The organism is Streptomyces kunmingensis (assembly GCF_039533535.1).
GTDB classification, from domain to species: domain Bacteria; phylum Actinomycetota; class Actinomycetes; order Streptomycetales; family Streptomycetaceae; genus Streptomyces; species Streptomyces kunmingensis.
This window is the reverse complement of sequence record NZ_BAAATS010000019.1, coordinates 376,090-384,685: the sequence shown is the minus strand read 5'-3', so window position 1 is coordinate 384,685 and position 8,596 is coordinate 376,090. Positions and strand designations below refer to the sequence as shown.

Genomic DNA, 8,596 nt, shown 5'->3' with positions numbered 1-8,596 from the left:
TGTCGCCCATGCCGATCTCGTCGCCGTAGTAGAGGATCGGCGAGCCGGGCAGGGAGAGCAGCAGGGCGGTGAACAGCTCGATCTGGTTGCGGTCGTTGTCCAGGAGCGGGGCCAGGCGTCGGCGGATACCGATGTTCGCGCGCATCCGCGGATCCTTGGCATATTCCGCGTACATGTAGTCGCGTTCTTCGTCGGTGACCATTTCGAGGGTCAGCTCGTCATGGTTGCGCAGGAAGATGCCCCACTGGCAGTTGTTGGGGATCGCCGGTGTCTTCGCGAGGATCTCGGAGACCGGGTAGCGGGATTCGCGCCGTACCGCCATGAAGATGCGCGGCATCACCGGGAAGTGGAACGCCATATGGCATTCGTCGCCGCCCGAGGGGAAATCACCGAAGTAGTCGACGACGTCCTCCGGCCACTGATTGGCCTCCGCGAGGATGACGACGTCGGGATACTGGGCGTCGATCTCCTTGCGGACCCGCTTGAGGAAGTGGTGGGTGGCCGGCAGGTTCTCGCAGTTGGTGCCCTCCTCCGCGTAGAGGTAGGGGACCGCGTCCAGGCGGAAACCGTCGATGCCGAGGTCCAGCCAGAAGCGCAGAGCGGCGAGGATCTCCTCCTGCACGGCCGGGTTCTCGTAGTTGAGGTCCGGCTGGTGGGAGAAGAAGCGGTGCCAGAAGTACTGCTTGCGGACCGGGTCGAAGGTCCAGTTCGAGGCCTCGGTGTCGACGAAGATGATCCGCGCGTCCTGGTACTGCTTGTCGTCGTCGGCCCAGACGTAGTAGTCGCCGTAGGGGCCGTTCGGATCGGAGCGGGACTGCTGGAACCACTCGTGCTGGTCACTGGTGTGGTTCATGACGAAGTCGATGATGACGCGCATGCCGCGCTGGTGCGCCGCGTCCACGAACTCCACGAAGTCCGCCAGGTCACCGAACTCGGGCAGCACCGACGTGTAGTCGGACACGTCGTAACCGCCGTCGCGTAACGGGGACTTGAAGAACGGCGGGAGCCAGAGGCAGTCGACCCCGAGCCATTGCAGGTAGTCCAGCTTCGCCGTGATGCCCTTGAGGTCACCGACGCCGTCTCCGTTGCTGTCCTGGAAGGAGCGGACGAGCACCTCGTAGAAGACGGCGCGTTTGAACCAGTCAGGATCCCGGTCCTTGGCAGGAGTGTCCTCGAAGGTGTCCGGGACAGGCTCATTCATGATCATGGTATGGGTGACCCTCCGAATCCCTGTTCAAGAGAATTCATCGCGGCGAGGACGGTCGCAGGACGGTGAGAATGTGCGCGGGTTCCCGGCCCGGTTCCAGGCGCACGTAATTCGTCCTGCCCCAGTGGTGGATGGAGCCGGTGAGCTCGTCACGGACCGGCACCGACTCGTGCCAGCCGAGCCCTAGTTGCGGCATGTCCAACGAGACGGTCGCCTCCTGGGTGTGGTGCGGATCGAGGTTCACGACCACCAGAACCGTGTTCGATCCACTGTTTTTCGAGTACACGATCACCTCGTCCTTGTCGGCGTGATGGAAGTGCACATTGCGCAGTCCGCGCAGGGCCGGACTGCGGCGCCGGATGTCGTTCAGCGCGGTGAGCAGCGGGGCGATCGTGCGTCCCTCGCGCTGCGCCGACTCCCAGTCCCGCGGCCGCAGTTCGTACTTCTCGGAGTGCAGATACTCCTCGCTACCGGACCGTAGCGGAGCGTTTTCGCAGAGTTCGTATCCGCTGTAGACGCCCCAGGACGGCGAGAGGGTCGCGGCGAGCACCGCGCGGAGTTCGAAGGCGGGCCGGCCGCCGTGCTGCAGGAACTCATGCAGGATGTCCGGGGTGTTGACGAAGAAGTTCGGCCGCATGACCGCCGCCGACTCGCCCGCCAACTCCTCTACGTACTCGGTGAGTTCGGTCTTCGTGTTGCGCCAGGTGAAGTACGTGTACGACTGCTGGAAGCCGACCTCGGCCAGCGTCCGCATCATCGCGGGCCGGGTGAACGCCTCCGCCAGGAAGATCACGTCGGGGTCCGTGCGGCCGATGTCCGCGATCACGTGCTCCCAGAACACGACCGGTTTCGTGTGCGGGTTGTCGACCCGGAAGATCCGCACGCCGTGCGCCATCCAGTGGCGCAGCACCCGGGTCGTCTCGGCTATGAGCCCCGGCAGGTCCTGGTCGAAGGCGAGCGGATAGATGTCCTGGTACTTCTTCGGCGGGTTCTCGGCGTAGGCGATCGTCCCGTCGGCCCGGTGGTGGAACCAGTCCGGGTGCTTCTCCACCCAGGGATGGTCCGGCGAGCACTGCAACGCGAAGTCGAGGGCGATCTCGAGACCCACTTCGCGGGCGGCGGCGACGAACCGGTCGAAGTCCTCCAGGGTGCCGAGGTCGGGGTGGATCGCGTCGTGCCCGCCCTCCGCCGAACCGATCGCCCAGGGCACACCGACATCGTGCGGACCGGGCGAGAGGCTGTTGTCCGGCCCCTTGCGGAACGTCGTGCCGATGGGATGGATCGGCGGCAGGTACACGACGTCGAAACCCATCGCGGCGATCGCCGGCAGCCGGCGTGCGGCGGTTGTGAACGTGCCGCTCACCGGCGGGGCGCCCGCCTCCACCACCGCGCCTTCCGAACGCGGGAAGAACTCGTACCAGGCCCCGTACAGCGCCCGCTCGCGTTCCACCAACAGCGGGAACCGATCGGAGGACGTGACCAGTTCGCGCAACGGGTGACGGGAAAGGACCGCGTCGACGTCCGGTGTGAGCGCGGCGGCGAGCCGCGTGGCGGCCGGATGCCGGTCGTCGCGGAGCGCTGCGGCTGCCTGCAGAACCGTTTCACGCAGCGGGTCCGGCAGATCCGTCGCCGCGCGCTCGTACAACGCCGCGCCTTCTTCCAGGACGAGTTCGGTGTCGATCCCCGCCGGGATCTTGATCCGGGCCGCGTGCCGCCATGTGGCCACCGGGTCGCCCCACGCCTCCACGGTGAACGTCCACGCGCCGGCCGCGTCCGGGGTGACCTCCGCGCCCCAGCGGTCGGTGCCGGGAGCCAGTTCACGCATCGGGGTACACGGGCCGGGCGTTCCGTCCGGGCCGCTCAGGACCACGTTCGCGGCGACGGCGTCATGGCCTTCGCGGAAGACGGTGGCCGTCACCTGGAACGTCTCGCCGACGACGGCCTTGGCCGGGCGCCGGCCACGGTCGACGACGGGCTGTACGTCGCGGACGGGGATGCGGCCGATGGTGACCTGTATCGGTGAGGGTGCCGGGGTCTTGCGCGCGGCCGGGGCCTTCGTGGCTTTCGGCGGGGCCGGTGCTTTGCGCGCCGCGGGGGCCTTGGGTGCGGCCGGGGCCTTTCGTGCGGCCGCTGCTTTGCGTGGGGCCGGGGCCTTCGGCGCCACGGATTTCTTCGCCGTGTCGGAAGCGGCCCCCTTCTTGCGGGTGCGCTGCGCCGGGGGCACCTTCGCGGGGGCTGTGGGTTCGCCGGGTGGCGTCTCGTCCGAAGACGTCTGGGTAGGGCGCTGTGCGGGCATGACCGCTCCTGTCCGCGGGAATCGGGGGTGGCGGAGACACGTACAAGGGGAGGGGGGCCGTGCGGTGATGCGCAAAGGTATACCGGGGGAGCCTTCCACACTCTTCGGGCGGGCAACCCGGTACTTTGTTAACTACTCGCGCGTAAGGGCACACACAAGGCCGGTCCCGCTCAAAGAGTCGGGACCGGCTCATCAACTCACCTTCCGTTCACGGGTTGTCGACCTGCAACAGCTTGTTCGGTGAGCCGGGCCCGGCACCGGTCACCCGGCCCTGCGCCGCCCGGTCGGCCAGTGCCCTGCCCACCTCGGCGGGCGTGGCGGCCGGATGGCCGGAGAGATACAGCGCGGCCGCGCCCGCGGCATGCGGCGTCGCCATCGACGTACCGGAGAACGTGGCCTCTCCGGTGTCACTGGCGAACGACGCGGACGTGATGTCCACCCCGGGAGCGAACAGATCGAGGCGGGTACCCCAGTTGGAGAAACTTGCACGTGTGTCCTCGCGGTCGGTCGCGCCGACCGTCACCGCCTCCCTGACCCGGGCGGGTGAGTAGAGGTCCGCCGGGAGCCCGTCGTTGCCCGCGGCCACCGTGTACGTGACGCCGGAAGCGATGGAGTTCCGTACAGCGGCGTCGAGTTGGGCGTTGGCGTATCCGCCCATGCTCATATTGGCCACCGCGGGTTTCTTCGCGTGGGCGGTCACCCAGTCGATGCCGGCGATGACCTGGGCCGTGGTCCCCGACCCCTCGCTGTCGAGCACCCGGACCGCGACCACGTTCGCCTTCTTCGCGACGCCGTAGCTCTCGCCCGCGACGGTGCCGGCCACGTGCGTGCCATGTCCGTTTCCGTCCTGCGCGATGGCGTCGTCGTCCACGAAGTCCCAGCCGGAGGAGGCCCGTCCGCCGAAGTCCTGGTGGCTGACCCGGATGCCCGTGTCGATCACGTACACGGTCGCTCCGGCGCCGGCCGACTCCGGCCAGCTGTACGACCTGTCGAGCGGCAGGTCGCTCTGGTCGATGCGGTCGAGCCCCCACGAGGGCGGATTCGGCTGGGAGTCGTCGAGAACGACCCTCGTGTCCTGTACGACGGAGGCCACCTCGGGGTCGGCCGCGAGCCGCGCGGCCTGCTTCTCGCCGGCCGTCACCGCGTACCCGTTCAGCGCCCTGCTGTAGGTCTGGCGGACCGTCGCCCCGTACTTGCCGGCGAGGTCCTTGCCCGCCTCGGACGGGGCACTGGTTCCGCCCTTCAGCGTCACGATGTAGCTGCCCGTCACGGCGCCGGGCTCCCCGGCGCCGACTATCCGCCCCTGCGCGGGGGCGGCGTGTGCGGGCAGTGTGATGGCCGAAATCACCGCGGCCGTGGCGAGCGCGGTGAGCCCTCCGGCCCATCGCGTCCGCCGCTTCCGCGTCACTGGCACGGTCACTGCCATGGATGAGTTTCCCTCCTCAACTCGGCGCGGTCACACGCCAGTTGGCAGCCTCTCGTGCGGTGTGAAGTGTCACAAGGATGTACGAGGGGGCGGAATCGGCCATATCGCCCGTGTGAGTTGCGTGAGGGTTGCGGCAGGGCGCCACCGAGCGTGCGAGCCTGGGCGCATGTCGATCATTCACCGCACCACCGTCAAGCCCACCAAGCTCGAACTCCTGTCCGGCTGGCTGCCGAAACAGCCCTGGTACCAGGGGTCCGGAACCCCGGAGCTGACCAAGGCCGGAGGCTTCCGGCTCGAAGACCCGGCCGGTGAGGTCGGCATGGAGTTCATGGCCGTGACGGACACCTCCGGTGCGCGGCCGGTGACGTATCACGTACCCGTGTCCTACCGCGGCGCCCCGCTGCCGGACGCGCCCGGGGACGCGCTCATCGGCACCCTCGAACACGGCGTGCTCGGCGAGCGGTGGGTCTACGACGGGGCCCAGGACCCGCTGCTTCTCGGCCAGTTGACGGCGCTGCTGAAGGGCGAGGTGCCGGCGCACGCGCAGAGCATCGACGGCGCGCTGGAACCGGGGGTGTACGCCCGGCTCGACGGTGACGCCGCGGCGCCGCCGGAGATCGTCCGGGTACTGGAGTCCGGCGGGGCCGCGGCCGGCGCGGTGGGCGAGGTCAGCGCCGAGTGGCAGCGCGAGGACGGGCAGGCGGTGCGCGGGGTGTTCGTGACGGTCCGGGCTTCGGGTTCGTAGAGCTGGGGCCCATGGGGCGGGCCGGCCGGGGTGAGGGGGGCGCGGCCGGGCGCCTCACCCGGGCTGGTTCCGCGCGCCGTGGCCCGCGGGGCCGACGCCCACTAACGTCATGGGTGACGTAAGGGACGTGCGAGGGGGAGCGTCCCGCAGCGGTGCACCCGGCCGCGCCCCCGACCGACCGCCGACGCCCCCGCTGCACGCGCGAAAGGGGAACTGTGAAGGCCATCCGTCGTTTCACCGTCCGACCGGTCCTGCCCGCACCACTCGCCCCACTCCAGGAACTGGCCCGTAACCTGCGCTGGTCGTGGCATGCCGGAACCCGCGACCTGTTCGAAGCCGTCGACCCGGTGCGCTGGGCCGCGTCCGACGGCGACCCGATGCGTCTGCTCGGCAGCGTGCCGCCGTCCCGGCTCGCCGCACTCGCCGCCGATGAGGGGTTCCTCGCCCAGCTCGGCGAGGTCGCGGGCGACCTGCGCGGCTACCTCCAGGACGACCGCTGGTACCAGACCCAGGACCGGCGCGGCGAACTTCCGGCCGCCGTCGCCTACTTCTCGCCCGAGTTCGGCATCACGGCCGCGCTGCCGCAGTACTCGGGTGGCCTCGGCATCCTCGCCGGCGACCACCTCAAGGCCGCCAGCGACCTCGGGGCGCCCCTCATCGGCGTAGGGCTGCTGTACCGCCACGGGTACTTCCGGCAGTCGCTGTCCCGGGACGGCTGGCAGCAGGAGACGTATCCCGTCACCGACCCGAACGAACTGCCGCTGTCCCTGCTGTGCGAGGCGGACGGCACCCCCGCGCACCTGTCGATCGCCCTGCCCGGCGGGCGCAGGCTGCTCGCCCGCGTCTGGCAGGCGCAGGTCGGCCGCGTGCCCCTGCTCCTCCTGGACTCCGACGTCGAGGAGAACGACGCCCATGAGCGGGAGGTGACCGACCGGCTGTACGGCGGCGGCAGCGAGCACCGGCTGCTCCAGGAGATGCTCCTCGGCATCGGCGGGGTGCGGGCCGTGCGCACGTACTGCCGGCTCACCGGGCACCCCGCCCCCGAGGTCTTCCACACGAACGAGGGGCACGCGGGCCTCCTCGGCGTGGAGCGCATCGCCGAGCTGGGCGCCGAGGGCCTCGACTTCGACGCGGCCCTCGAAGCGGTCCGGGCCGGCACGGTCTTCACCACGCACACCCCCGTCCCGGCCGGCATCGACCGCTTCGACCGCGAACTGGTCGCCCGGCACTTCGGCGACGGCGCCGAACTCCCCGCGCTCGACGTGGAGCGCATCCTGGGCCTCGGCATGGAGACGTACCCGGGCGGCGACCCGAACGTCTTCAACATGGCGGTCATGGGGCTCCGGCTCGCCCAGCGCGCCAACGGCGTCTCCACCCTGCACGGCTCGGTCAGCCGCGAGATGTTCTCGGGCCTGTGGCCGGGGTTCGACGCCGAGGAGGTGCCGATCACGTCCGTCACGAACGGGGTGCACGCACCCACCTGGGTGGCCCCCGAGGTGTTCCGGCTCGGCGCCCGCCAGATCGGCGAGCGCCGCACCGAGGACGCCCTGTCCGTCGGCGGCTCGGACCGCTGGGACGCCGTCGGCGACATCCCCGACCAGGACATCTGGGAGCTGCGCCGGGACCTGCGCGGCCAGCTCGTCGACGAGGTGCGCCGGCGGCTGACGGCGTCGTGGCGCCAGCGCGGCGCGGGGGCGGCCGAACTCGGCTGGATCGACGGGGTCCTCGACCCCGACGTCCTGACGATCGGCTTCGCCCGCCGCGTCCCCTCCTACAAGCGGCTCACGCTGATGCTGCGCGACCCGGACCGGCTGATGCGGCTGCTCCTCGACGAGGACCGGCCGGTGCAGATCGTCGTCGCGGGCAAGGCGCACCCGGCCGACGACGGCGGCAAGCGGCTCGTCCAGGAACTGGTCCGCTTCACCGACGACCCGCGGGTGCGCCACCGCATCGTGTTCCTGCCCGACTACGGCATGGCGATGGCGCGCAAGCTCTACCCGGGCTGCGACATCTGGCTCAACAACCCGCTGCGCCCCCTGGAGGCGTGCGGCACCTCCGGCATGAAGGCGGCACTCAACGGCTGCCTCAACCTGTCCGTCCTGGACGGCTGGTGGGACGAATGGTTCGAGCCCGACTTCGGCTGGGCGATCCCGACCGCCGACGGCACGGCCACCGACGAGCACCGCCGCGACGACCTGGAGGCGGCCGCGCTCTACGACCTTCTGGAGCGCCGGGTCGCGCCCCGCTTCTACGAGCGCGGCCCCGAGGGCCTGCCCGACCGCTGGATCGAGATGGTCCGCCAGACACTCACCCACCTGGGCCCGAAGGTCCTGGCCGGGCGGATGGTCCGCGAGTACGTCGAGAAGCTGTATGCGCCCGCGGCCCGCGCCGACCGGGCGCTCACCCCGGACGCGGCACAGGAGCTGGCGGCCTGGAAGACCCGGGTGCGCACGGCCTGGCCGCGCGTCGCGGTCGACCACGTCGAGGCGTCGACCGCCACGGCGGAGCTCGGCGCGACGCTGTCCCTGCACGTCCGAGTGGCCCTCGGCGACCTGGCCCCCGACGACGTCGAGGTCCAGGCGGTGGCGGGCCGCGTCGACGCCGAGGACAGCATCGCGGAGGCGAGCACGGTCCCGCTGAAGCCGGTCGCGGGCCCCGACGACGAGGGCCGCTGGTCCTACGAGGGCCCCCTCTCCCTGGACCGCACGGGCCCCTACGGCTACACGGTCCGCATCCTCCCCACCCACCGCCTGCTGGCCTCGGCGGCCGAGGCGGGGTTGCTGACGGTGCCTTCGGAGACGGTGGGGGAGGGGGCGGGAGTACTGATGCGATGAGCCGCCCGCACACCTCGTCCGAGTGACATGCGCCCTCAACTTACCTACGACAAAGGTAAGTTGAGGTGTCATCCATTCGACTCAACGG

Annotated in this window: 5 protein-coding genes; 2 read left to right on the top strand and 3 right to left on the bottom strand. The window is 70.4% G+C overall.

The features are described 5' to 3' along the window. From treS to ABD366_RS26000, 3 genes are all read right to left on the bottom strand, one after another. Nucleotides 1-1,207, bottom strand: a 1,207-nt coding sequence (treS, locus tag ABD366_RS26010; protein WP_344442552.1) for a maltose alpha-D-glucosyltransferase, incomplete at its 3' end; no start/stop codon positions are given. Nucleotides 1,208-1,244: 37 nt separating this feature from the next. Continuing rightward, complete coding sequence (locus ABD366_RS26005) at nt 1,245-3,503, bottom strand: alpha-1,4-glucan--maltose-1-phosphate maltosyltransferase (RefSeq protein WP_344442550.1); 2,259 nt, start codon at nt 3,501-3,503, stop codon at nt 1,245-1,247. A 208-nt stretch (nt 3,504-3,711) separates the two neighbouring features. Further along, on the bottom strand, nt 3,712-4,929 hold the full coding sequence (locus ABD366_RS26000) for a S8 family peptidase (protein ID WP_324774985.1): 1,218 nt from the start codon (nt 4,927-4,929) through the stop codon (nt 3,712-3,714). 166 nt (nt 4,930-5,095) lie between these two features. Between ABD366_RS26000 and ABD366_RS25995 the strand changes: the two genes are divergently transcribed. Next, nucleotides 5,096-5,674 carry a maltokinase N-terminal cap-like domain-containing protein gene (locus ABD366_RS25995; protein ID WP_324774983.1) on the top strand — a complete coding sequence of 193 codons (579 nt, stop codon included), beginning with the start codon at nt 5,096-5,098 and terminating at the stop codon, nt 5,672-5,674. A 215-nt stretch (nt 5,675-5,889) separates the two neighbouring features. Further along, a complete protein-coding gene (glgP, locus tag ABD366_RS25990) occupies nt 5,890-8,508 on the top strand; it encodes an alpha-glucan family phosphorylase (protein ID WP_324774980.1) in 2,619 nt (872 codons plus the stop codon). Nucleotides 8,509-8,596 lie beyond the last annotated feature (88 nt).

Excerpts from the sequence above, each read along its gene's own strand:
- ABD366_RS26005 (WP_344442550.1), bottom strand. The coding sequence starts at position 3,503 with ATGCCCGCACAGCGCCCTACCCAGACGTCTTCGGACGAGACGCCACCC.
- ABD366_RS26000 (WP_324774985.1), bottom strand. The coding sequence starts at position 4,929 with ATGGCAGTGACCGTGCCAGTGACGCGGAAGCGGCGGACGCGATGGGCC.
- ABD366_RS25995 (WP_324774983.1), top strand. The coding sequence starts at position 5,096 with ATGTCGATCATTCACCGCACCACCGTCAAGCCCACCAAGCTCGAACTC.